The organism is Acidipila rosea (assembly GCF_004339725.1).
GTDB classification, from domain to species: Bacteria; Acidobacteriota; Terriglobia; order Terriglobales; family Acidobacteriaceae; genus Acidipila; species Acidipila rosea.
This window is the reverse complement of record NZ_SMGK01000003.1, coordinates 196,439-221,413: the sequence shown is the minus strand read 5'-3', so window position 1 is coordinate 221,413 and position 24,975 is coordinate 196,439. Positions and strand designations below refer to the sequence as shown.

18 protein-coding genes and 1 other RNA gene are annotated in these 24,975 nt (G+C 58.4%); 11 read left to right on the top strand and 8 right to left on the bottom strand.

Translation table 11 applies throughout. The features are described from left to right. Positions 1–3: 3 nt before the first annotated feature. Complete coding sequence (locus C7378_RS10950; RefSeq protein WP_131996261.1) at positions 4–531, top strand: hypothetical protein; 528 nt, start codon at positions 4–6, stop codon at positions 529–531. Here the strand turns inward: C7378_RS10950 and C7378_RS10945 are convergent. Continuing rightward, positions 496–1,212 carry a VIT1/CCC1 transporter family protein gene (locus C7378_RS10945; RefSeq protein WP_131996258.1) on the bottom strand — a complete coding sequence of 239 codons (717 nt, stop codon included), beginning with the start codon at positions 1,210–1,212 and terminating at the stop codon, positions 496–498. The genes C7378_RS10950 and C7378_RS10945 overlap by 36 nt on opposite strands. A gap of 100 nt (positions 1,213–1,312) precedes the next feature. Here C7378_RS10945 and C7378_RS10940 point away from each other — a divergent pair, with 100 nt between their 5' ends. The 5 genes from C7378_RS10940 (at position 1,313) to C7378_RS10920 (ending at position 11,384) form a co-directional block, all read left to right on the top strand. Further along, a complete protein-coding gene (locus tag C7378_RS10940) occupies positions 1,313–1,951 on the top strand; it encodes a DUF5666 domain-containing protein (protein WP_131996255.1) in 639 nt (212 codons plus the stop codon). A 10-nt stretch (positions 1,952–1,961) separates the two neighbouring features. Next, on the top strand, positions 1,962–5,246 hold the full coding sequence (locus tag C7378_RS10935) for a TonB-dependent receptor (protein WP_131996252.1): 3,285 nt from the start codon (positions 1,962–1,964) through the stop codon (positions 5,244–5,246). 3 nt (positions 5,247–5,249) lie between these two features. Then, the gene (locus tag C7378_RS10930) at positions 5,250–7,325 is read left to right on the top strand and encodes a VWA domain-containing protein (protein ID WP_131996249.1); all 2,076 of its coding nucleotides are present in this window, start codon (positions 5,250–5,252) and stop codon (positions 7,323–7,325) included. Positions 7,326–7,459: 134 nt separating this feature from the next. Beyond that, entirely contained in the window at positions 7,460–11,020 is a 3,561-nt protein-coding gene (locus C7378_RS10925; RefSeq protein WP_131996246.1) for a TonB-dependent receptor, read from the top strand. Positions 11,021–11,129: 109 nt separating this feature from the next. After that, complete coding sequence (locus tag C7378_RS10920; protein WP_207901405.1) at positions 11,130–11,384, top strand: GlsB/YeaQ/YmgE family stress response membrane protein; 255 nt, start codon at positions 11,130–11,132, stop codon at positions 11,382–11,384. On the opposite strand, the gene C7378_RS10915 is transcribed toward C7378_RS10920, so the two are convergent. The 3 genes from C7378_RS10915 to nadD are packed head-to-tail and all read right to left on the bottom strand — an operon-like array spanning position 11,362 to position 14,807. Beyond that, positions 11,362–12,390: a hypothetical protein gene (locus C7378_RS10915; RefSeq protein ID WP_131996243.1), complete on the bottom strand. Its 1,029-nt coding sequence runs from the start codon at positions 12,388–12,390 to the stop codon at positions 11,362–11,364. The genes C7378_RS10920 and C7378_RS10915 overlap by 23 nt on opposite strands. A gap of 18 nt (positions 12,391–12,408) precedes the next feature. Then, positions 12,409–14,058, bottom strand: coding sequence for an AsmA family protein (locus C7378_RS10910; protein WP_131996240.1), 1,650 nt, complete (start codon positions 14,056–14,058; stop codon positions 12,409–12,411). 41 nt (positions 14,059–14,099) lie between these two features. Further along, positions 14,100–14,807 (bottom strand): nicotinate (nicotinamide) nucleotide adenylyltransferase, encoded by a 708-nt coding sequence (gene nadD / locus C7378_RS10905; protein ID WP_131996237.1) that lies wholly within the window; start codon positions 14,805–14,807, stop codon positions 14,100–14,102. 85 nt (positions 14,808–14,892) lie between these two features. On the opposite strand from nadD, the gene folK reads away from it, so the two are divergent. From folK to C7378_RS10880, 5 genes are all read left to right on the top strand, one after another. After that, on the top strand, positions 14,893–15,414 hold the full coding sequence (gene folK, locus C7378_RS10900; RefSeq protein ID WP_131996234.1) for a 2-amino-4-hydroxy-6-hydroxymethyldihydropteridine diphosphokinase: 522 nt from the start codon (positions 14,893–14,895) through the stop codon (positions 15,412–15,414). A gap of 16 nt (positions 15,415–15,430) precedes the next feature. Next, positions 15,431–17,638 carry a TonB-dependent receptor gene (locus C7378_RS10895; protein ID WP_131996231.1) on the top strand — a complete coding sequence of 736 codons (2,208 nt, stop codon included), beginning with the start codon at positions 15,431–15,433 and terminating at the stop codon, positions 17,636–17,638. A 36-nt stretch (positions 17,639–17,674) separates the two neighbouring features. Then, an RNA gene (rnpB, locus tag C7378_RS10890) (RNase P RNA component class A) lies at positions 17,675–18,127 on the top strand. A gap of 103 nt (positions 18,128–18,230) precedes the next feature. After that, a complete protein-coding gene (locus tag C7378_RS10885) occupies positions 18,231–19,457 on the top strand; it encodes an ABC transporter permease (RefSeq protein WP_131996227.1) in 1,227 nt (408 codons plus the stop codon). Between the two features lie 9 nt (positions 19,458–19,466). Next, complete coding sequence (locus C7378_RS10880) at positions 19,467–20,726, top strand: ABC transporter permease (protein ID WP_131996224.1); 1,260 nt, start codon at positions 19,467–19,469, stop codon at positions 20,724–20,726. A gap of 90 nt (positions 20,727–20,816) precedes the next feature. Here the strand turns inward: C7378_RS10880 and C7378_RS10875 are convergent, their stop codons facing one another. The 4 genes from C7378_RS10875 to pheS form a co-directional block, all read right to left on the bottom strand. After that, the gene (locus C7378_RS10875) at positions 20,817–21,164 is read right to left on the bottom strand and encodes a cell division protein ZapA (RefSeq protein WP_131996221.1); all 348 of its coding nucleotides are present in this window, start codon (positions 21,162–21,164) and stop codon (positions 20,817–20,819) included. A gap of 26 nt (positions 21,165–21,190) precedes the next feature. Next, complete coding sequence (locus tag C7378_RS10870) at positions 21,191–21,472, bottom strand: hypothetical protein (protein WP_131996218.1); 282 nt, start codon at positions 21,470–21,472, stop codon at positions 21,191–21,193. Between the two features lie 185 nt (positions 21,473–21,657). After that, positions 21,658–23,757: a phenylalanine--tRNA ligase subunit beta gene (gene pheT / locus C7378_RS10865; protein WP_131996215.1), complete on the bottom strand. Its 2,100-nt coding sequence runs from the start codon at positions 23,755–23,757 to the stop codon at positions 21,658–21,660. After that, entirely contained in the window at positions 23,754–24,857 is a 1,104-nt protein-coding gene (pheS, locus tag C7378_RS10860) for a phenylalanine--tRNA ligase subunit alpha (RefSeq protein WP_131996212.1), read from the bottom strand. The genes pheT and pheS overlap by 4 nt, the downstream gene beginning before the upstream one ends. Positions 24,858–24,975 lie beyond the last annotated feature (118 nt).

Sequence of the window (24,975 nt, the reverse complement as noted above, 5' to 3'; positions counted from 1 at the left end):
CCAGTGCGCCTCATACTCTGCCTGATGATGATGATGCTGCTGACGCTGGGCGTCAGCGCCGAGCAACAGCAGCAGAGGCCTGTGCTACACCACCGGAGCGAGGAGACGGATCAGGAAGCGGACCAGACGCTGCCCGTCCTCTCCTCCGGTGTCAGCCTGCTGCCCGACGACGCGTCAGGCGAATATGAGCTGAACAGCGAGGATGTCATCGAGATCACCTTGGATGGCGGCCACCTGGGCGGTTATCTTTCGCGGATCCACAGCAGTTCAGGCGAAAAGAGTGCGCCCATGACCTTCCTCTTTGCCGCGGTCACGGTCGAAGGGAGAAGGTTCAGCTTTACAACGCAGAAGCTGCACGATCAGTGGTATGCCTTTGAAGGAACGATCGTGCGCGGGCCGGGCAGCAAGCGCGACGATGAGGGCTACTACCTGCTCGCCGGTACGCTCACGGAGTATTCCGGCTCCCGTTCGACGCCTCGCAAGGTGAGCCTGAAATCAATGCCCACCTGTGTTGAGGAGTCGTGCCAATAGGTAAGCTGCGCCGGCTGCAAGGCCTCCGATCATGACGGTCTGCATGCTGCTGCGAAGCGTACCGGCTCCCGTCATACGACCTTTGACCGCACCGAAGACGAGCAGCGCGAGAAGCGTGATCACTACCGAGACGGGCAGCGCCATTGAGCTTGTAGTCAGGACAATGTAGGGCAGGAGCGGAATCAGCCCCCCAACAATGTAGGACACGGCAATGGTTATGGCGCTCTGACGCGCCCGATTTGCCTGAGGCTCCTCCAGACCCAGTTCGAAGCGCATCATGAAATCGACCCAGGCTTGCGGATTGCGCTTGAGCGCCGTCAGCACGGACGCACTTTCTACGCGCTCGACGCCATACTCCTCAAAGATTTCGTAGATTTCCTCTTCTTCGTCATGAGGGCGCTCCACGATCTCGCGCTCCTCGCGACGGCGTTCGCTGGCAAAGTGCTCGGAGTCTCCACGGGAGGCGAGATAGCCGCCGAGGCCCATGGCGATGGAGCCTGCCGCGATTTCAGCGAGGCCAGCAAGGACGACTACATGGCTCGAACCGACCACTCCTGAAAGTCCTGCAGCCAGTGCGAATGGGACAGTGAGTCCGTCGGACATTCCGATGACAACGTCGCGTACGACGTCACTCGACTCAAAATGCGCCTCTTTGTGGGCGTGAACATATTCTGTAGGCATGTGCGGGAAGTTTATCGCAAGACAACCGCGAATGTGGAAGAATGCGACTTCCTGTCAGGCTGGCGCGTCTCATGGGGCAGGTATTGGCCGGAAGTTGAACGTGCGCCTGGTTCTCAAACTTGTATCGGTGCTGCTGCTCGCGATGGGGACCGCAAGGTTCGCCGGCTCACAGGATAGCGCCGAGCCCGCGACTTTTCCGGCCGGGGCAGACATCCTTCAAGGTACGGTCACCGGCGTGGAGGGAGGAACCTACCAGGTGAAGACAGAGGGCGGCGCGACCTGGAAGGTATTTACCGGCGTCAACACCTTCTTCCGAAAGCAGCGCGACCCCATCAAGCCGGCCGACATTCATATTGGTGACGCAATCGTTGCCGGAGGAGAAGTCGACCAGAAGGCGAAAACGGTAGGCGCTGTGTTTCTGGCAGTGATTGACCCCGCGCAGGCAAAAGAGATCGAACAGCGGCGGGCAGACTTTGGCAAGACATGGCTGGCAGGAAAGGTGACAGCGATCAACGATCTGAAGATCACGATCGAGCGGCCGGACAAGAAGGCCGCGACTATCGCAGTGGACGAAAATACCTCGTTCAGAAAGCGGCATGACAGCATCACGCTGCTCGACATCAAACCCGGCGATCGCGTCTATGCACGAGGTGCGCTACAGAACGGGCTGTTTATGGCAAGCATTCTGACGGTCGTCGACCCGAACCAGAGACGCGGCGATCCAGCGGCGCGGCCGTAGGAGTGACGTCATGCTGAGGTCAATCGCTCTCTGGATGATGTTGTCGCTTGCGGCGCTTGCTTCAGCTACGGCGCAACAAAGCGGCGGCACAATACGAGGAGTAGTAAAGTCGGGCGCGGTACCGCTGCCTGGCGTTTCAATAACGGCTACGAACACGCTGACCGGCCGGAAGTATAGCGGCGCAACCGGTATTGACGGCGCATACAAGCTGACGATTCCGCAAAATGGCCGCTATGTGGTGCGGGCGGAGCTGGCTGCTTTTGCCCCAACAACGAAGGAGGCGCTGCTCAATGCTGCCTCACACGAACAGACTGCCGATTTTGGACTGGTGCTGGCGTCGCGCGCTGCAAAGGCCGCCGACGCAACAGCCCGGGGCCTACGGCAATATAGCGGCGCAGGGGCACAGAGCCTGGGACTGCTGGGGTCCGCAGCCGACCTGATCGCTGCAGGAGCGGCCGCGGCCAGCTCGGGTGCGCAGCTGCCGTCGTTAGCTGCCAACCAGGACTTCTCAGGAGAATCGATAGCCGTAAACGGACAGAGCGGCACGACCAGCCCTTTCGCAGGGCTGGATATGGGGCAGCTTCGCCAGAATATGCAGGCCAATCAGCTTGACCAGTCGCTCTCACAATCACCGGGTGGTAGTGGAGGAAGCGGCCGCGGAGGTTTTGGCGGAGGTGGATTCGGAGGTGGCCCGCGCAACTTTCGCCACTTCAATCCGAACCAGCCGCATGGGGCATTTTTCTGGAACGGAGGGAATTCGGCACTGGACGCGAAAGATTTTGCGATCCGCGGCCAGCAGATCGAGCAACCCGGCTATGCGACGAATCGATTCGGCCTGACGTTTCTCGGCGCTCCCTATATTCCGAAGCTGCTCACTCATGACAGAAAGGACTTCATCTTTCTCACCCTCTCGGGGCAGCGGTCGTCCTCTCCCTTTGACCAATATGGAACGGTGCCGACCGCGGCGCAGCGTGCCGGCGATTTCTCAACCTTGGCGACGCAGAGCGGCACTCCGATCACCCTCTATGATCCGAAAACGGGTTTGCCCTTTCCCGGCAATGTGATTCCCGACGGCCGCATCTCGCCGCAGGCGCAGGCGCTGCTGAACTACGTTCCGCTGCCTAACCTGCCGGGCGACTACGAAGACTATCAGCGGCTAACCACCGCTCAAGCGAACACGACCGTGATTGGCGCGCGCTATGTTCGCAGCTTTGGCGCAGGGTCGGGCGGTTCTCCGATTGTTTCGCTGATACGGCAATATCTCGGACAGGGCGGCAATGGCCTGCGGCAGAACATCAATGCCAACTTCAACTACAGCCACGCAGCCTCTGACCAACTGAACATACTGCCGGAGTTAGGCGGCAAGGAGCAGACACATCAGTATTCGCTGGAACTGGGCTACACGCTCGGCAAAGGCAAGCTTACGAATAACCTGACTGGCGGATGGAATCGCACCAATACTGAACTGCGAAACTACTTCACTAATGTGAACGATGTCGCGGGGCAGCTAGGTCTGAATATCTTCAATGGTGCAGCCGTCAACCCTATCAACTATGGTCTGCCTAACGTCACGCTGAATCAGTTCACCGGACTCAGCGAGCAGCAGCCTAACTTCCAGACTAACCAGACTATCTCCATCTCCGATTCGCTTTCGTGGATTCATGGCAAACATAACTTCAAGTTCGGTGGTGATGCCAGGCGCGTGCATCTTGATCTACTCGGGCAGACTAACTCGACGGGGACTTATTACTTTACCGGCTTCTTTACGGAGAAGCCCGGCTCCAGCAGCGTGAATGGCGTCGGCAATACGGGCAATAATGGTTTGCCTGATTCCGGCTCTTCTCTGGCCGACCTTCTGCTGGGGTTGCCACAGCAAACTGCATTGCAGGCACCATACCAGAAGTCCTACCTGCGCCAGAACACATGGGATGCCTATGCACAGGATAACTGGCGCGCGCTGCCAAATCTGACTCTACTTGCGGGGTTGCGGTGGGAATACTTCTCTCCCTATGCCGAGAAAGATGACCGGCTGGCAACCCTGGACACAGGCAATAACTTTGCAAGTGTGGCAACGGTTTTGTCGAATGGCATTGGGCCCTACTCCGGCAAGTATCCACGAACGCTCATCTATCCCCAGAGAGGCAATGTTTCTCCTCGCGTGGGATTCGCGTGGAGCGGCCATCACGATATTGTGATTCGCGGGGGCTATGGCATTAACTTCGCAAACGGCCAGTATGTGAAGTTCGTACAGAACTTCGCATTCCAGCCTCCCTTTGCCGATGTGCAGACAAACGAAGCTACACAGGGTGCAGCTATAACGCTTGCGAACGGATTTCCTGCGCCGCAGACTATCGGCAACTATGCTGTCAATAAGAACTACAAGCTACCCTATGTGCAGGTCTGGAACCTGAACATACAGAAGACGTTCCCGCTTGGCATTCTCTTGAATATTGGCTACAGCGGATCAAAGGGTACGCGGCTCGATATTGTCGACGCGCCCGGACGCACAGCAACGGAATCGCTGAGTGGCTTCTTCTATGATTACGAAGATTCGGTAGCGTTCTCAAACTATAACGCTCTCAGCGTGAGATTGCGGAAGCGTATGCAAAGTGGCGTGGCGCTGGGCGCAACCTATACCTACGCGCACTCCATTGATAATGCCAGCTCCATCGGAGGAAATGGCGGTACGGGAGTGGTTGTCGCGCAGAACTGGCAGAACCTGCTGGCGGAGGAGTCTAACTCCAGCTTTGATATACGACAGCAGCTCAAAGGCGACTTTGTGTATGAACTTCCCTTTGGACCTGATACTCATCTGCTCACAAGCGGCAGCTGGCTGTCGCATACGCTGAGCAATCTATCCATCTCCGCAAACTTTGACTTCGCAACCGGGATGCCTCTTACGCCACACTATCTGGCATCGGTGACAGATGTAGCTCGCGGCAGTGCAGGCTCGTTACGACCCGATCGCGTGGCTGGACAAGGCATTCAGCAGGCAAGTGGCACCCTTCGCCACTGGTTCAACACAGCAGCCTTTACTCAGCCGGCAAATGTATACGGGACGGCTTCACGCTATTCCATCCCGGGTCCGGGCACTGTTTCCTTCGATAGCTCATTCTCGAAAACTATTCGGTTTGGAGAGACGCGTTCGTTTGAGATGCGGGCAACCGCGAATAATGTCTTTAATACAGTGCAGTATTCCGGGGTAGATACTTCGCTGGGATCTGGGACTTATGGACAAGTAGTCGCGGCAGCAGCGATGCGGCAGTTCACCTTTCTTGCACGGATGAGGTACTAACCAATGAAGGGAGCTATCGCGCTTGCATTGCTGTTCATCTTTAGCGTTCCTGTTCTATCTGCACAGCAGGAGCCTGAACAGAAACCTTTTGTGCTACGGGTGAATAGCGAACTGGTACTTACAAATGTAGTGGTGCGCGACCGGAAGACGGGCGATATTGTGCGCGGACTTACACAGAAGGATTTTACGATATTTGAGAATGGCAAGCAGCAGCAGATAAGCACCTTTGATTTCGAAAGTGTCGATCAGGCGGTACCCCTGAACGAGGTGACCGTTAGCGGCGATGCAGCGCCGATTGTGCTGGGGAAGACGGGTACAGCCAAGCCTGAAGAATTACGCGACCATCGCTTGATCATCCTGTTCTTCGACATTACATCCATGCAGCCGGAAGACCTTGATCGCGCGCAGGCAGCCGCACGCAACTACATCAACAAGCAGATGCAGCCTGCTGATCTGGTATCCGTAGTCTCGCTCGACAATACTTTGTCGCTTGACCAGGACTTCACGGCGAATCGCCAGTTACTTCTTAAAGCAATCGATAGTTATTCGGGAACGCAGGGGGCTGGCTATCAGCCTGGCTCAGTCAGCACAACGAACCAGGCAGAAGATACGAGCTCCTACACGCCGGACGAGAGCGAGTACAACGACATCAATACGGATCGCGAGCTGTTTGCGATCGCATCTATTTCAAAATCTCTCTCCTACCTGAATCAAAAGAAGTCTCTGCTTTATTTCTCAGGCGGCATCCAGCGCGACGGCATAGAAAATCAGGCGTCGCTGCGCGCCGCGACAAATGCAGCGGTGCGCTCCAATCTTTCGATTTATAGCGTTGATACGCGGGGGTTGGAGGCTATCTCTCCGCTGGGTGACGCTTCTACTGGAAGTCTGCGCGGAACGAGCGCGTATACAGGCGCCGCGCTACAGAACAACCTGGATGCAAACTTTAATACGCAGGAGGTGATGGCAACGCTCTCCTCCGACACGGGCGGCAAGGCATTCTTCGATTCAAATGATTTTTCGCCAGCCTTTACGCGAATGCAGCAGGACACCAGCGCCTACTATGGAATCGGGTTTCGCTCGAGTGATGCGCGGCGGGACGGGCGCTATCGCAAACTTGCAATCCGAGTTGACCGCAAGGATGTGAAGCTTGAATATCGCCCCGGCTACTATGCTCCTGCAGATTTCAAGCACTCAAACCGCGCAGATCGCGAGCGTGAACTGGACGAGCAGCTATCGAGCGACCTGCCTGCTACCGACGTTGCTGTTTACCTTGACGCGCTTTACTTCCGCATGGATGAAAATCACTATTACATTCCCGTGTCGATGATTGTACCGGGATCGCAGATTCCATTTGTGAAGGGCGGGGATCGCGATAAGGCCACCCTCGACATCATAGGAGAAGTTAAAGATGCGACGGGACACGTGATCGGGAATGCACGCGAGACGGTGAAGCTCGCAGTCGACCAGGCGCAGCAGGTGAGGCGAAAGAATATCCAATACTCGACCAGTTTTACGCTGCCTCCGGGAAAGTATCACCTGAAGTTTGTGGTGCGCGAGAACGAGACCGGAAGAATGGGTTCATTTGAAAGCGACATCATTGTTCCCGATCTGCGAAAGCAGCCGGTGAGGATGAGCTCGGTTGTACTGGCCTCGCAACGAGTGCCGGAGCCGAACAAGAAGGAGGCAAGCCCGCTGGTGCGGGACGGAATGCAGCTGGTGCCCAACCTGCAGCATGTTTTCTATCAGAATCAGCACCTATATTTTCTCTACGAGATTTATGGACCGACTCGCGTTGAGGAGCAGAAGAAGGATTCTGCAGTGCGGGTACTGACCAGCATCGAGTTTCTGCGCGGCGGGCAAAAGGTATATGAAACGCCCCTCGTGGAGGCGACCCGCCTCAACATTCCCGGACGAAGCGCAGTTGCGTTTCAGTTCGATGTGCCTGCGGCGCAGTTGCAGCCGGGGCTCTATACCTGCCAGATCAATGTAATTGATGACGCAGGCGGCAATTTTACCTTCCCACGGATGGCGCTGCTGGTGAAGCAGCCATTACTAGAAAACCAGCCAATATCGAAGTAATAGAACTCATAAAAAGTTAATAATTAGGCAACCCTTCCCTCGACATCGCCACCAACTGTAATGTTGTTCGTTTCAGGTCAGGATTCCATGCACGACAGGAGTCCACCCTGAAGCGCATCTCTTTGGGAGGCGCTATGCGCAAAGCCATCTTCGTCCCACTCCTCTCTTTATGTTTCCTGCTGCTTCCAGCAGCGCTTTGGGCGCAGTTCAGCGCAAGTGTAACTGGTACAGTTACAGATAGCTCAGGAGCTGTCATTCCCGGTGCAAAGGTGTCGCTAACGGAAGGCTCAACTCATGTCGTCCACAACACGGTCAGCAATGGCCAAGGCTACTATGACTTTCGCGTGTTGCCGCCCGGCACTTATACGGTTGAGGTAGACGCGGCTAACTTCAAGAAGGCGACCTATCAAAAGGTAGCGGTGCTTGCGGAACAACCGCGTGTTCTGAATGTAACCCTGGCGCCCGGAGCAACTTCAGAAACGGTGACGGTGAATGGTAGCGATGTTCCTCTGCTGCAGACAGGGGACGCCAATGTGGAGAGCACGATATCGACGGAGCAGATTCATCGCCTGCCGACGACGGGGCGCGACCCATACGAACTGCTGCGGCTGACGGTGGGGGTGATAGGAGACAGCTCACGTTCGGGTGGAAGTAACACGGCCAACTTTCTTCCGAACCAGGGCGCTGGCGGCGTAGGGCAATCAAACGCAGGCATCTTCCAGACGGAAAACCAGGTGCAGATATCGGCTGCCGGGCAGCGTCCTACGTCGAACACTTACCTGCTGGACGGCGTCAGTGTGGATTCGTTGAGCCATGGCGGCGCTGCTGTCATTACTCCAAGTGAGGAAGCAGTCGATCAGATGAACACCATCTCGACCAACTTCAGCGCGCAGGATGGACGCAATGTAGGCCTGGTGATCAAGACCGTCACGAAGGCGGGCTCCAATGATTTCCATGGGACTGGCTCATTCCTCTACGATGAGCCGGGGTTGAACGCGTATAACTCCTATGGCGGCCCTGACGGCGCACTGCCTACGCGAGACGAGAACAAATCGCGCGACTACGCTGCCAGTCTCGGCGGACCTATCTACGAAAACAAGGCATTCTTCTTTCTCTCCTATGAAGGTTATGGCGAGCGCAATATTTCCTATGGAAATCAATGGATCGAGACACCGCAATTTGACCAGCTGATTACACAGGTACGGCCAAACAGCAATGCGGCGGCTGTTTCAGTGTCGCCGGGTCTTACCCCTCGAGTGGTCAAGGTGCTCACCGCGCCGGGCTGCGAATTTTACAACGTGCCGCAGTTCAATAACGATCCATCGGCCTTCTGCCAGCAGACACCGGATGGAGGTCTCGATATCGGCTCACCTACAGGCGGGCAGGGAGTTTACGCGCCGCTGGGGCTTATCAACGGAAAGGCAAACCCGGCCAAAGGGTACGCCTTTGTCGGTGATGGATTCGATGGAATCCCGGACATTCGGTACGCCCAGGTGCAGGCGCCGGCGACGCAGCGCGGCAATCAGTATCATGGCCGCGTCGACTTCTATTTCACGCCGCGTGATCAGTTTTTCTTCAGCGAGTTCGTATCCAAGCTGGACCAGAATGGCACCGATATCTCTACAGGTGCGCGGCCGGATTCCGACATTCCATTCAAACCATTGAACCAGTCCGGAACGGTCGCTTACATCCACACCTTCAATTCCAAACTTATCAATGAGCTGCGGGCTAACTACACGCGCTTTGCCGATAACCAGATCAATGACTCCGGCAATAACGTGAACTATGGCTTCCCGCGGCTTGCTATCCAGGATCTGCCAACGCAACAACAGATTCAGTATGGAATTGCACAGGGATCAACTACTCCAGCGCTTCTTGCCCAGAATACTTATGAAGTGCGCGATACGCTCACCTCTACCGTCGGAAACCATACGATAAGTTACGGCGCGCAGTTCCGCTTTGAGCAGGACAATAATAATCAGGCTGGATTCAATCGTCCGCAGTATAACTTCTACGGTCCATGGAACTATGTAAACGATGCGCCGATCTATGAAGGCATCTCTGCCAATCCAAACACGGGCGGCGCAGCGGACGCACAGCGCTATCTCCGCAGCCACGATTTCGCGGGCTTTGTGCAGGATGATTGGAAGGTTCTTCCCTCGCTGGTGTTGAACCTGGGTATGCGCTGGGAATACTTTTCGCCGCTCGCCAACAAGGGCATGCGGGTCAACCAGCCGCAATTTGCGGCGGGTTCAAACTACCTGATCAATGCAACGCTGCAGCCAGTTAATCATTTCTTCCAGGCAGACTATCGAAATTGGGCGCCCAAGTTCGGCTTTGCATGGACGCCCGCGCACTTTAATAACACGCTGGTATTCCGCGGCGGATTTGGAATGGCTTACGACCGCTTCGATGACATTCTTTTCAGCAACGCTGTCGAAAATGGTCCAGGCTACTTTGTCTATAACATCTGCTGCGGGACAGCATCTTCCGATTTCGGAACGCCTCTGGCAGGCGGCGAAATCTCCTATCACTTTGGCAGCTCCAACTCTCCTAACAGCTATCCTGTTAACCCGGCGCTTGCGACGGGGGTAGATCCGCTCACGAACACACCGAATAGCTTCAATGGAAATGCCGTTCAGGTGGAGACTTACGGAGCAAAGAGCTATAACCCGAATCCTTATATTTATTCCTACACGCTGGAGACGCAGAAGGAGTTTCCTCACCAGTTTGTCGCGACGCTGGGCTACCAGGGCAGTGTAGGTCACCGCTTTGTCAGGCTGGTTAACCAGAACTTCCTGCATGCGGCGCAGTCGGGCGGATGCCTCGACGGTACTTCGAAGTGCGTGAACGGAGTCAATCAGACCCCGTTCTTTGCCGCGTATGTTCCCACGCCCGATGTCTACACGAACTACAACGGCGTGAATGTGCATGGCCAGAGGCGATTTGCGAATGGAGTCCAATTCGATGTGATCTATACCTTTTCAAAGAGCATGGACCAGGTGAGCAGCCAGGGGCCCGGCGCGTTGAGCAATCAGACGGACCCAGCCGATCCGGCCACTGAATACGGGCCGTCTGACTTCGACGTGCGTCACCGCGTGACTGCTTCAGGGCTATACCAGGCGCCAAACTATCATGGGGGCCACGGCTTGCTGGGGCAGGTGTTGAGCGGCTGGCAGGCGAACGGTATCTTCACCTTCCACACCGGTTTCCCCTGGACGCCGGTTACGCAGAAGCTAGTCACGACAGCGGCGGTAACGAGTGCAGCTACGCTTTCGCCGACGCGTCCGCTGGCCTATTATGGCGGTGCGGTTTCCGGTTGCAGCAATGGCCTCTTCATCAACGGCGGCAACTTCCCTAACAAGGGAACTCTGACGGGAGGTCAGGAGTATTTCAACATCAGCCAGCCTCCTGCGGGCCAGGCCTACGTGCCGGGCATTGGTCGCAACTCCTTCCGCGGGCCCTGCTACTACGACACCGATATCAGCGTGGCCAAGCAGCAGGTGCTGCCGGTGGGGGGCAGACCGGTAACGGTACGCTTCCAGGCGAATGCCTATAACGTCTTCAATACGACGGACCTTGCACCCTTCAACTTCGGGACCAACAATACCACCGTCGAGAATCCAGACTTCGGGATAGCGCCGGGAAGCGACTCGGGACGGGTGGTCGAGTTTACCGCCAGATTCGAGTTCTAGCGTCGGAGTTCTAGCGTCGGGGGGACAACTCCCCCTGACGCGGAGGAATCACACTGACGCGCTCTGTCCGTTCTGCGGGCGACTTGAACGAAAAAGAGGAGGAATTCGCGTGTTCATCTTGTGGTGGATTATCGTAGGCCTCATAGCAGGCTGGATCACTGGCAAGCTAATGAAGGGCAGCGGCTATGGAGCGATCATGGATATTGTGATCGGCATCGTGGGCGCTGTGATCGGTGGTTTCATTATGCGTTCGCTTGGCTATTCCGGCCAAGGCGGAATGATTTACACAATCATCGTGGCAGTCATTGGTGCGGTGATTCTGACCCTGCTGCTCCGGCTGGTTACAGGCCGCCGTGCAGCTTAGTTGGACTGAAGAATTTTCGATACAGGATGAGCCCTGCTGCGGGCGCCATGTAGGCGATTAGTTCAGTGAAAACTCTGATCTCAACAACCACTCCTACCAGCAACATAACCACTACCCACGCCGCTGCCATGTAGATCCCAGCTTCCATTGCCGGGTTCTGCATGGCGCGACGCCATCCCAGCACGAGTGGAGTGGTGAAGCCAAAGATACTGAAGATGACCGGCCACTGCTGCGGCTTGCTCAGTTCGCGCAGGTTATAGGCCAGCTTGTAGTAGAAGTGTTCGCTGCCGTGCTCAATGGGATTGTTGGCAAACTTATGCCTCAGATAAAGCTTGACCGCGAGCCACAGTGCAGCCTGCGCTGCTACATGCGCTGCGAGGATAAGCTGATGCTTCCTGTTTTGAGACATCTGCTTCCAACGCCATAAGACCAGAAAGAGAGTAGCCATGCAGATTGTCTCGCGATTGAATGTGCCCACAAAGAAGGCGGGATAAAAGAGCCACATCCGGTCGCAGATGACCGCATAGATACATGCGCTGAAGAATAAGAGGCTTGGCAGATCATAGGGCAGCAGGAAATCGAGTCCGAAAACCAGCGGGAACTGAAAGTAGGCCATGTAGATGACCAGCAGAGAGGCCCATCGACTGTACTCTTCATTGCCGGTGAGTCTGACGAGCACCCGCCATGCGAACAATGCCGACCCGGCGAGGCTCATCCAGGAAGCGATGAAGAGTACTAACATTCGCGGGTTGCTCAGCTTATCGGGAAGGTGCGCCGCAAGACGCGCCAGCGCTGGCAGAGTTGCTGTGGCGTTCAGAACCCACGCCATGAGGACACGCGACTGATAGGGCAGCATCGCATGTCCCTGCATGTAGGCATCGAGCGGGGACAGAAACAACCGATCATTCTGAATATAGGCGAGGCAGAAATGTGTCGTAGCGAGCAGAAAGATGAGCCACCACAGGGACTGCTGTAGCTGAGACCGCCGGGATAAAGTTTGCTGCATACGCTGCCAGCATAAATGCTATTGCGGCTTGCCGAAGAGGTTTCCCAGCACCTGTGCGGGGTTCAGTCGCTGCTGGTTGCGGTTTTGCGACGGATTGCGCCCGCCAAGAAGAGCTCCTGCGTTGATGTCGAAGTGAGGATCGCTCGTTGTGCCCGTAACCGTCATGGGAATGCCGCGGTTCACTGCACTCTGTGCTGTCTGGCCGAGGACCCCGTGGAGGGCGGAGAGCACGCCCATAGCCGTGCCGCCGACGCCACTCGTGGTATTCAGCTTGACGATCAGTTGAAAGTTAAGCGCACCAGCCGCAGAGACTGTGCCCTGGCCGGTGGCCGAACCGAGCGCAGGCACAAGGGCGGCGATGTTCTGGGCACGGACGCCGTCGGCATTCGCATTGAGATCGGCGCGGAAGCTGCGTACATCGGTCATGTTGCCGGTCTGTATGCCGCCAAGTGCGGCGAGACCGCTGAGTTTCGAGCCGAGATTGAAACCTGCCAGGCGAGTGTTCTCAATGTCGAGCGGACCGGAGATGTTGGGCGAGTTCGCTGGCCCGGTGATATCGAGTGTCGTGGTGAGCGTGCCACCCTGGAGTGCGGAGCCGCTCGGCAGCTTGACGCCCACGGCCGGCAGCAATGCCTGAATCTGATCGATCGACAACGATTGCCCTGTAAAGCGCATCTTCAGGGTCGTCTGCTGCGGCGTCAACTGAAACCCGCCGGTCGCCTGGGCAACAACATTGCCTGTCTTAATGGTGAGGGCTTGCACCTGTCCCGCGCGGGTATTCAGATCCTGCGAGGCGCGGAAGTTCAGGTCCACGGGATGCGGCGCAGGTACACCGTTGCGCACGAGCTTGAGGTTCTGAATATGCGCAGTTCCATTGGTGCTCAGCGTAGCGCCGTCAGAGGCCGCGTGTGCTGCGATATCGGCCAGCATGGAAAAACCCTGAGCTGGATCGGCAACGCCAGCCTGCACAGGATCGAAATGCTTCAAGGTGAGATTCGCGTCAAACGGCGTGTCGGAGGTATCGGTCTGGTTGATGGGGCCAGCTTTACCGACGAGCGTCAGTGTGCCTTCGCCGGGCAGCGCCGCGGACAGGGTAAAGGGAAACTGCCTGGCAAAGGAAAAGTTATCGACGGTCAGATTGACCTTGCTGTAGAAGAGCGGCTTGCCTGCCGGCGGCAGATCAGTAACATAAGCGCTGCCGTTGGAGATGCTCAGTTTGCCGACGGTGAGGCCAGGCAGGATGCCTGACTGCTGCGACGGCTGCTTCTGCGCGGCGGCGCCGCGGCCCAGACTGGAATAGTTCCATGCGCCGCTGGCGTTATGAATCAGATTGACATGCGGCTGGTCTGCACTGATGCGGGTAACGCGCAGGGTGCGGTGGAGCAGGAGAGGCATCATCTCGACTCCGATGTGGAGCGACTTGGCCTGCAGAAACGGCGTCGTGCTGAATGCGGGATCCTCAGCAATGACGATGTTGTCGGCAACGAGGCTGCCGGAAAACAGGGAAAGACTCAGATTGCCTAGCTTGACCTGGCGCCCCAGCGACTGGGAAAGTTGCCCTTCGAGCATAGGGCGAAAAGTATTTGCATTGATAAAAAATGGCGTCGCGACTGCTACGACCATGAGGAGAACTGCCACTGCCAGAGCAACTTTAAGCCACGGTTTCATACTTTCCTCGATTCCGTTGACGGACGAATAGCCTTGCGCAGTTATGATGCCGGATGCGTATGGCGGGCAACCCGCGCCGGTTCTGCGCGGTAGAGTTCGCGACGAAGAATATAATCCCTGACCTGTGGAGCGATTGTCGAGTCAGGCTGGGCGCCGCGAGCGAGAGAGTTGCGGATGGCCGTCGCTGAAACCTCCTCCTCGATATCGGGCAGCAGATAGAGGGTTGATGTGCGACCGCCGAGGCCGAGCAGCCGCCGCGCTGTGACATCCCCAGCCGAGACCTCGCCTTCATCGGTAATGCCAGCCGGCAGAGCACGGAGGGCCTGCATCAGGCTAAAGCCGGGTCGCGAAGCAACGATGACCGGGCAGGCCAGCAGAAGATCTCCCGCGCGATGCCATTTGCGGATACTCAGGAAAGAGTCGGCGCCGAGCAGCAGAAAGAGTTCATCTGCGGGTGAGAGCTCCTTGCGAACGAGAGCGATGGTGTCGATGGTGTAATTCGGCTTGCCGTCAGGACGCGGGCTATCGGCCAGAGAGAGCGCAAAGTGCGGCTCATCGGCAATGGCCAGGTTGACCATGGCGACGCGATCTTCAAAGCTGGCGGGGTGAGTGCCCCGCTTGAGCGGCTGGCTGCCGACTGGGGCAAAAAGCACACGATCAAGCTGCAACCTCACAAGCGCGGCACGGGCAATGGCAAGATGGCCGCGATGAGGAGGGTCGAAGCTGCCGCCAAAGAGGGCAATGCGCATGTACAGATAATAGGCAACATGGATCGGAGGGAGAAATGCGGCGGCATCGAAAGGACCGAATCGCGAGGCGAACTACACTTACATCATGAAACGGCTGGCGCTCATAGGGATGGGCTCGAATATTGACTCCCCGGTGGGGACTCCGCGGCAGACCATGGATCATGCTCTTGGGCTAATGAATCGCCTGGGGGAGATCACGGCGCGCTCGGCAATTTACGAGACGCAGCCGGTGGGTCTGCAGGAGCAGCCGGTGTTTCTGAACGCAGCTATTGCTCTTCGCACAGAGCTGGAGCCGGAGGCGCTCCTCATGGGACTTCTGCAGATTGAGCGGGAACTGGGCCGCGACCGTATACAGGCCCCGCCCAAGGGGCCACGCACCCTCGACCTCGACCTGCTCATGATGGAAGAAATCGTGCTCAGGACGAAGACCCTGACGCTGCCTCACCCGGAGTTGGAGCACCGCCGCTTCGTACTGGCCCCCCTGGCAGAGATAGCGCCGGAAGCGCGGCATCCGCTGCTCGGAGGCACAATAGCGGAACTGCTGGCCGCGCTGCCGGCGCGGGGAGCGAATCGACCAGACGCTGTGCGCCGGTTGGACAATATTTAGCTACTACACTGGAAGAATGTTTCGCTTCCGCGGCCTTCTTACCCTCCTCGTAGTCCTACTCTGTGCATATCCGGGCCACGCGCAACAGCAGCCGATGCGCGTTCTGGTGCAGGATCCGACGGGCCTTCCGATTCGCGGAGCCATCATTCGCGACCCGAGCGGCAGCATCCTGGGCTCGACGGGCAAGGACGGGGTGTTTACCCTGCCGCATTCGGAGGCATCGCTCCGGATCGAGGCGGCCGGGTTTGTCACGGCTACCGTGAATGAGAAGCAGGAGCCTGCGCTCCGGGTAACGCTGGCGCGACGGCAGGAGTCGGTCACGGTAACGGCCTATCGAACGCCCCTTGCAGCCATGGATTCTCCCGCAAGCACGCGAATACTCACACAGAGCCAGCTGCAGCAGGGCGCCGCGCCAGCTCTGGACGGAAAACTGCGCCAGGTGCCGGGGGTGGAGCTCTTCCGGCGGACAAGCTCGCTGATCTCCAACCCTACATCGCAGGGCATCTCCCTGCGCGGGCTGGGTTCGACGGCGGCCAGCAGGACGCTGGTGGTCTCCGATGACGTGCCTCTCAATGATCCATTCGGCGGGTGGATTCACTGGGAGGAGCTGCCGGAGCTTTCCATCCGCTCGGCCGAGGTGGTGCGGGGAGGCGCGTCCGATCTGTACGGTTCGAGCGCAATCGGCGGGGTCGTCAGCCTGAATCCTGTGGAGCCGACGGGCGACAGCTTTATCGTCTCGTCGAGCCACGGTGGCGACAACACCAACGATGATGCGCTCTTCGGCTCGCTGGTGCGTGGCGCATGGAGCGGCCTCGCCACCGGGGGCATCCTCGGTACCGATGGCTACACGCTGGTCGCGCCAAACCTGCGAGGACCGATCGACACGCCCTACAACGATCATGCGGAGAATGGGCTCGTGCTGCTCCAACGGCGGATTCGCGATAACGGGCGCATCTATCTGCGTGGCAACGGATTCAATGAGGCGCGCGACAACGGCACGCCTATTCAGAAGAATGCCACGCGTCTCTGGCGCTTCTCGAGCGGCGTGGACTGGGAGGATTTCGTGCTGCGCCTCTACGGCAGCAGCGAACACTACAGGCAGACCTTCTCAGCCATCGCACCGGGACGCGCCTCGGAGAAGCTGACCCGCTTTGCCCAAGACCCGGCCACCGAACTGGGGGCACAGCTCCACTGGCGGCACGCAATGGGAGAGCACATGCTGGCGCTGGCCGGTGCGGACACTCATGACGTGCGGGGCTCGGACAACGGGCTGCTGGTGAGCGCAGGCGGCATCAGGTTAGACACGACGGCGCGGCAGAGACAGACGGGCTTCTACGGAGAAGTACTGTTGACGCCGGCGCGATGGACCTTGAGTGGCTCGGCACGAATCGACCACTTTTCAAACTTCGACGCGGCGCAATATAAAAACGCAGTCCGCACCGCGGAGCCAGCTACCAGCGAGACGGTTTTCAATCCTCGCCTGGGCATCACGCGCCGGATCACCAAAGACTTTGCGCTCAACGCCTCCGCCTTCCGCGCCTTTCGTGCGCCGACCATCAATGAGCTTTATCGCCAAGGCCAGATCAATCAGCAGATTACGCTGGCGAACCCAAACCTGCGCTCAGAACGCGCCACCGGCTGGGAAACCGGCGGTGTGCTGAATCTGGAACGGTGGAACTCGACAGTGCGCGGAAGCTACTTCTGGACCCAGGTAAACCGGCCCATCACCGCGCTGACGCTGAGCGTTACGCCGACCGAAACGCTGCTGCAACGCGCGAATCTGGGCCAGTTTGAGAGCCGCGGCGTCTCCATCGACTTTGAATCAGCGCCTCGCAGCTGGCTCTCGCTGGATGGCGGCTACCAGTATGCCGATGCGACGGTAACCAAGTTTCAGCAGCAACCGGCATTGGTCGGGAAGTGGATTCCGCAGGTTGCCCGGAATATGGCTACGACGCAGGTAAGATTTTCGAATCCGAGGCTTGGCCTGCTCAGCCTGCAGGGGAGATTGAGTGGACGCCAGTTTGACGATGACCGGAACTTCTACCTGCTGCATGGATATTTCCGGCTGGACGTATACGCATCGCGGCAGTTTGGCCGGCATGCGGAGTTCTTTGCCTCGGCGGAGAACCTGTTTGATCGGGCAATTGAAGTCGGCCGCACTCCTATTCTGACGCTGGGCACGCCAAGACTGGCGCGCTTTGGGGTTCGCCTGCACTGGAACTGAAGCCGGACGACGGAAAAATCAACTAAGATAAAGACTGCAGGCAGCCGGACGGCCGCTGCCGGCGTCGCGCAGGCGTTCGCCGGGAGAGGAAAGTCCGAACTCCACAGGGCGGTGTGCCGGATAACGTCCGGGATTCAGGCTTCAAGGCCTGAAGACGGCTAGTGCCACAGAGAAGATACCGCCCGCGTCCGCAAGGACGCAGGTAAGGGTGAAAAGGTGCGGTAAGAGCGCACCGCCCCGGCGGCAACGCACGGGGGCAGGGTAAACCCCACACGGAGCAAGACCAAATAGGGAGGAATGCGCAGCCAGGTCCAGACAGCTGCGCAGCGTGCCGGCCCGGCGCGCCAACGTGGATCCTCCAGACGGATGGCCAACAGGCCATCGCGTGGAGCGGAAACCTCCGGGTAGGTCGCTTGAGCGGCGCAGTAATGCGTCGCCTAGAGGAATGGCCGTCCTCGACAAAATTCGGCTTACAGGCTGCCTGCAACACCTTAATTTGCTCCAATGGAACTTTAAGCTGGCCCGGTGCGTATTTTGCGCAGGGCCAGTCTGCGGCTGATAAACTTGGCTGCCAGGCTGCTTTTTCTCTTTTATGGGTTTCTACGAAGCATTCAGGATCGCGCTGCAGTCGCTCTGGGCGAATAAGCTTCGCTCTGTGCTCACACTGATCGGCGTCGTCATCGGCGTCTCTTCCGTCATCGCCGTCATTACGATGGTCAACGGCGCGAACCGCTATGTGGCGACAAAGATCTCCGGCTACGGCTCCGATACGCTGAATGTAGTCAAGATGCCGAACGTGATCTTCAGCGCGGAAGAGTATCTGCGATATCTGAAGCGCAAAGACATCCACATTGAGGATTACAAGGCCATTGCTGCGGACTGCACGCGATGCCGTATGACCGGCGCGGCGCTCAGCTCCCAGGGAAAAGTCGTCTCCGGAAAACAGAGTGCCGATAAGGTGAACATCGCCGGATGGACATGGACAATGCCGGAGATCATGAATCTGAACATCGCTCAAGGCCGCGCCTTTACCGCGATGGACGATGATCGCGCCACCCACGTTGTGATCGTGGGTTATGACATTGTCGATAATCTCTTCCCGCACGAGAATCCGGTCGGCAAGGAAGTCCGTGTGGATGGAGAGGTTTACACCATAGTAGGAGTGGGCGAGCGCCAGGGAACCACGCTTGGGCAGAGCCAGGACAACTACGTCAATATGCCGCTCTCAACCTACATGAACTCACATGGCGCTCACCAGTCGATCGACATCTTTGCGAAAGCGGGAACTGCGCCCGGCGCCCTGGATGCCACCTCGGACCAGGTGAGGGCCATCATGCGGGGACGCCGCCATGACGCGCCAGGGAGCCCGGACAGCTTCACGATCGAAACCAACAGCACCTTCGTCGATCTATGGAAGCAGCTCACCCAAACCTTCGCTGCAGTGGTCGTGGGCATTGCCTCGATCTCGCTGGTTGTCGGCGGAGTGGTCATCATGAATATCATGCTTGTCTCAGTGACGGAGCGGACGCGGGAGATCGGTATTCGGAAGGCGCTGGGAGCGCGCCGCCATGACCTGATGATGCAGTTCCTGATCGAGTCGGCGACGATGGCCCTCGTGGGGGGAGTGATAGGCGTGCTGGCGGGAGCTGGTGTGGCCGAAGCAATCACGCTGGCGATCGGCTGGCCCTCTGCCATCAAGCTCTGGTCTGTTCTGCTCGGCCTTTTCGTTTCAGGCGGGGTGGGAATATTTTTTGGAGTTTACCCGGCCCGCAAAGCTGCCATGCTCGACCCAATCGTGGCATTGCGCGCGGAAATGTAAGGAGCAGTTATGGCGATCAGCGACACACGCGAATCTGTCCGGATGGCCATGGAGACGCTGCGGGGCAATAAACTGCGTTCCGGGCTGACGATTCTGGGCGTCGTTATCGGGGTGGCGACAGTCATCGCGATTTCGTCGATCATCAATGGCGTCAATAACAAGTTCCAGACGTTTGTGGACTCGCTGGGAACCAATGTCATCTGGGTCTTTCACATGCCGGTCATCAATGTGCGGCCCACGGCTGCAATGCTGGCTCGCAAGAAGCTGACCTTCGATGATGCCGATGCCATTCGTAAGCTGCCACATGTGGTCGCCGTCGATCCCTCCCAGCAATACCAGGACTTCGCCCTCGGCGTAGGAAGTGTTGCCGTCAAATATGGCAGCAAAAAGATACAGCACACCACTCTCCAGGGAGATTCGCCGTCCTACTCCAAGGTGCAAGATGTGGAATTGCGCGAAGGCCGGGTCTTCAATCAGATGGATGAGGATCGGGCGGCCGATGTTGTTGTCCTTGGGTACGACACTGCAGATACACTTTTCGGAAATACCGACCCGCTGGGCAAAGAAGTAGAGATCAATGGCGACCTGTTTACCGTCATCGGGGTCTTAGGTAAGGCGAAGCAGCCGTTTGGCAGCGGGAAGAATCCCCAGGACAACATCGCCATTTTTCCGCTGGTCACCTTCCGCAAGATCCACCGCGAGGTCCAGGATGTATGGATCAGCGTGAAATACGATGACCCGGCCAATAAATCGATCGTCGAGGAGGAGATTCGTTCGCTACTGCGGGCACGCCGCCGTGTGCGAGTCGAACAGCCGGACAACTTCGCCATCTTCAGCCCCGACTCTATTTCGCGACTCTGGAGTCAGATCACCTCGGGACTGGTCATCTTCATGATTGCAGTCTCAAGCGTCGGCCTGATGGTTGGCGGCGTGGGCGTGATGAACATCATGCTCGTCTCCGTTACAGAGCGCACGAAGGAGATAGGTGTGCGCAAAGCGATCGGAGCGACGAAACGCAACATCATGGTTCAGTTCACGGTCGAGGCGATTACGTTATGCGCGCTGGGCGGGGTTCTGGGCATTACGACCGGTGCGCTGATTACCCTGGCGGTAAGGCTTGCGATGGGCGCAGCGCTGCCGGCCTCTATGTCCACGCTCTGGGCGGTCATCGGCTTCACCGTCTCGCTGGCAATCGGCCTTGTCTTCGGTATCTATCCGGCGTGGAAGGCTGCGAACCTCGACCCTATCGAAGCATTGCGCTACGAATAACCGGCTGCTGATCTGCACCTGCAATAAGGCGCTCGTTGTTTCTGCCATGAGGCAGTGACAGCGAGCGCCTTTTGATACGTAGAAGCTGATTCAGCCGATTTTTCGTTCTTCCGTCAACACAGAGTCGAGCAAGCCGCTGAGCGAATGAGCGCGGTTGCGCAGACTGCTCTGGCTCTCCTTGACCGTGCCTGTGAGGGCGTTATAGCGATGCTGGAGAGCGATCAGCTCGTCTGCGATGTTAAGCGCAGAGAGCACGGCTACGCGCAGAGAATCGACAGTGGTGCCATGCTGGGCTACCGCGCGCATCTTCGAGTCCACCAGCGCGGCGAGCCGCTGGATGTGCTCCGGGTCATGCCCGCGCAGGTGATAGGTCTGATCGTAAATTTCAACAGTTACAGCCTGGGGAGAGCTGTTTGACGCATTCGAATTTTCACTCATCTGCTACCTCTTCGCGGAGTCTTTGCTCAGGCAGAGATTTCATCAAGTTGCTTCAGTAGGCGCTCCACACGCTGGCGCACATGCTCGCGCTCGCCTTCAAGCGCCCTCAGTTGCTCCTGCGTCTGGGTAAGCTGGACGGACTGCTCATCGAGAAGCTGCTGCAGGGTGTTCGAGTTCTGCTCCGCGTTGGCGCGTGCTTCGCGCTCTTGTTTGAGCAGGTCAACAGTGCGCAGTACGCGCTGCTCAAGCGCATTCAGATCATCAGCGTTGATGGAAATTTCAACTTCATTCATAGCCAGCGTGGACATCAGGACCTCTTTAGCATTCGGGGGGAATTTCGAGCTGTTCTCCCGGCAGTATAGCGCTTTCGCAGCCTAGGAAAAGCTCAAAAAGCCCTGCAGGAGGTAACAGGGATTGTTCACATACCTCTAACTGCTTGCATCTCTTGGTGCAGTAGAAAGCAAAAGATGCAAGCCGCTTAAAAAAACTTTTGCTAACCGCGCAGGCTACCGCCTGCAGCGTGCAGCGCTGTCATGATTCTCTGCGCCGTCTCCTGCAGCTGCTCCTCGCGCATGGTTCCCTCGGCGGACTGGAGCACGGCGCCAAGCAGCAGGGAGTAGTGGCCCACGGGGACCAGCTTGCCCTGCGGATCACGGAGGACCTCCCTGGGAGCAAAGGAGCGCAGCTCCGGAATGCCCAGAGCAGCGATGGCGTGCTCGATGCGCGCATAGGGCACGCTCTCGGGGAAGATGAAGGAGAAGTCGCGGCGCACCGGCTGGAAGCGCGAGAGCTCGCGCGCCATGGGGTGGCGCAGGCCCTGACGATAGAGGCGGTCGAGATAAATCTCGCCCACAAAGATGGTCTGCTTCAGCTTGCGGCGGCGGGCTTCGTCAGGATGCAGTTCGCCAAAATACCCCATGGTTGCGCCATCGACGACTGCGCGGGCTGAACGCCCCGGGTGCAGCCATGCGGGCATGAGGCCAGACTCCCCCGGGAAGCGGTCAAAGTAGACGAGCTTGGAGGCGAACTTCGCGAGCAGCTCTTCAACCACACCCTTGAGATCATAGAAACTGACGGGCTGCGCGGGTTGATGAGGGCCATGCGCGCCGGTACTGCCGGTGATGCCGAAAGCCAGCGCGGGCCGCTCCTCGACACGATCGGTGCTGCCTCCGAAGACCGTGCCAATCTCAAACAGTGCCGCATTCTCAACATCGCGATTGAGGTTGAGCGTGAGCATCGTGAGCATGCCGGGCGCGAGAGATGGCCGCAGGACGCCGGCCTCTTCACTGAGCGGATTACCCAGCGGAACAAACGAGCCGGGCTGCGGTGCAAAGGCTGCGGCATCGCCGGCTGCGACGAAGGTGCTCGAAACGGCTTCGCTCAGGCCCAGCGCGAGCAGGGTGCGGCGCAGGACAGCTTCCCGTGCGGCCCAGGGCAGTTCGACGACCCCTCCGGCGAAAGCAGGGAGCGTATTTCTGAAGCGGTTATAGCCGTAGACCCGCGCAATCTCTTCGATGAGGTCGATTTCGCCTGCGAGATCGAGGCGCCAACTGGGCAGCGTGACCTGGTAGGCCTCATCGGACTGGACCTGCTTCTGAAGCGTGCATCCGAGGCCGGTCAGGATGGTCTCGGCAGCCCCGGCTGTAATGCCTGCCGGATCTTCCGTCGCGCCAAGGATGCGCCGCGCTTCGCCGACGGAGAAAGCAATGCTGGAGCGGTGTGCAGTGCGCGCCGCGGCCTCAGGGATGACGACGTCAACCATCTCACCTTCCTGATGGCCGCCTGCCTGGAGAATGAGCCTGCTGACGAGCGCCGAAGCCACCGGCAGTGCGTTGAAGTCCGCACCACGCTCGAAACGGTGTGAAGCATCGGTGTGAATAAGGTGACGCTTGGAGCTGCGGCGGATCGAGACAGGATCGAACCACGCTGCTTCGACGAGGATGTTCTTCGTCTCCTCGGTGACGCGCGAGTCCCAGCCGCCCATTACGCCAGCGAGGGCGAGCGCCTGTCTCTCATCGGCAACGACAAGGTCTTCCGTATCGAGCGTGCGCTCGATGCCGTCCAGCGTCCGCAGCTTTTCACCCTTGCGGGCGCGGCGCAGGATGATGCCGCCTTCAAGCCTGTCCAGGTCAAAGGCGTGCGTAGGATGGCCCATCGCAAGCGTGACATAGTTGGTGGCATCAACTGCGTTCGAGATGAGCTTCTGCTCGAGCAGGCGAAAGCGTTCGGCCACGCCGCCCGAGGAAGGCTGAATGGTGACGCCGCGCAGCACCCGCGCTGTAAAGCGGCCGCAGAGCGCAGGCTCCTCGATGCTGACGGGATAGATATGGCCTGGTCGGCCCGCTGGCAGCGCGGTCTCAAGCGGCTGCAGCTGCAGACCGTAGATCGTCGCCGCCTCGCGCGCAATGCCGTAGTGGTTCATCGCATCGACGCGGTTGGTGGTGATGTCCATGTCAAAGAGCGAGCCGTGGGAGCCTAGATCAAAGACGCCTTCTACGGCAATGCCGCGCAGCGTGAGGTCGTCAGCCAGTTCCTTGTCCGAGACAGAGATTCCCGGCACGTATTCGCGAAGCCACTGCGTCAATATCTTCATGCGAACTGCTCCAGAAAGCGCGTATCTCCCGAGTAGAACTGGCCGATGTCGCTGACGCCGTACTTCATCATGGCGATGCGATCGACACCCATGCCGAAGGCGAAGCCGCTGATCTTTTTCGGATCATAGGCAGGCTGCTTCTGCTGCACAAAGCCGAAGACCGCGGGATTCACCATGCCGCAGCCCAGCAGCTCGATCCAGCCCGAGTGTTTGCACTTGCGGCAGCCCTTGCCCCCGCAGAAGGGGCAGGAGATCTGCACGTCCGCGCTCGGCTCAGTAAACGGAAAGAAGGAGGGAAAGAAGCGCGTCTTCACGTTTGAGCCGAAGAACTCCTTCATCGCGTGATCGAGCGTGCCCTTGAGGTCAGAGAAGGTGATGTTCGTATCGACACAAAGGCCCTCTATCTGATGGAAGATCGGCGAATGAGTGGCGTCCGCGGCATCATTGCGGTGCACCTTGCCGGGGATGACGATGCGCACGGGCGGGGGCTGCTGCTCCATGGTGCGAATCTGTACCGGCGATGTGTGGGTGCGCATCAGCAGGCGGTCGCGCAGAGGCTTGCGCTCCTGGTTGGCAACTACAAGGGTGTCCTGCGTATCGCGAGCCGGGTGACCGGGCGGGAAGTTGAGCGACTCGAAGTTGTAATAATCTGTCTCGACCTCGGGGCCGACGCCGACGGAATAGCCCATCCGCTGAAAGACGGCGACCATCTCGTGCATGGTCTTGATGAGCGGATGCTCGGCGCCGAGCGCGCGGCGCGTGCCGGGCAGCGTGATGTCGATGGCCTCGGCGTCAAGCGCGCCAGAGCCTGTGCCGGTGCTTGCGCTTTCGAGGCGCTGCTCAATCTCCGCCTTCAACTGGTTGAAGCGCTGGCCGATCTGCTTCTTTGCTTCGACCGGGGCGGACTTGAGCCAGGCTTCGCTGATGGCCTTCAGCCGGCCCTGCTTGCGGCCCAGCCAGTGCAGACGAAAGCTCTCAACCGCCTCGGCGGACGTGAGGGACTGCGCGGAAGCATCAAGCTCCTGCGAAAGCGCGGCAAAGGCCGCGTCCAGAGCGGCATCATTGTAGGCCGCCAGTTGTGGGATGGCTTCTTGCGACATGGTCTCTTTGAGGATAAATCAGGCGCACCCCGGAGGGCCCCCGGCGACGTCCCGCGAAGCTATCACGCATAGAATCAGAAGTGGTTTGCCATTTATGCATCGAATAACACCGGAGATA